This window comes from Clostridium tyrobutyricum (assembly GCF_019144085.1).
Taxonomy (GTDB): domain Bacteria; phylum Bacillota; class Clostridia; order Clostridiales; family Clostridiaceae; genus Clostridium_B; species Clostridium_B tyrobutyricum_A.
In genome coordinates this window covers 1-565 of record NZ_JAHHUY010000094.1, presented here as the reverse complement: position 1 = coordinate 565, position 565 = coordinate 1, and the positions used below count along the sequence as shown (strand labels likewise).

Here is a 565-nt window from a genome sequence, read left to right as displayed (position 1 = left end):
AGGGAAGAACAGGAACTTATAGAACTGCGCAGGAAGAACAAACAACTTATGATGGAGAATGCTATTTTAAAACAAGCAGCGCTGATTTTGGGACGAAAGTAAATGTGATAAGGAAGAATTCCCGCAAATACTCTATATCAGCAATGTGCAAAGTCCTGCAGATTTCAAGAAGTACCTACTACTATAAAAGTAGAAAGAAAAGCAGTGAAGATGCTCTTATATCTATGATTAAGGACATATTTAACTCAAGTCGGAATAATTATGGAACACGAAAAATCAAGGTTGAGTTGCAGAAAAAAGGATACAGAGTTTCAAGACGAAAAATAGGCAGAATAATGAAACAAAATACTCTTGTATCCAGTTATACAAAATTAAAGTTCAAACCACATGTGGATAAATTCAATGAGTCAAAAATAGGTAATCTGGTTAAACGAGAATTTAGGAATCAACCATACAGGAATGTTGTAGTAAGTAATCTTACATATGTCAGAGTTAGAGATAGATGGGAGTATATCTGTATACTTGTTGACCTTTTTAACCGTGAGATTATAGGTTACAGTGCAGG

The 565-nt window shown here is 34.2% G+C and carries 1 pseudogene; it reads left to right on the top strand.

What is annotated here, in order from left to right:
* Nucleotides 1-565 (top strand): annotated as a pseudogene (locus KM800_RS15150) (IS3 family transposase); the annotation flags it as partial.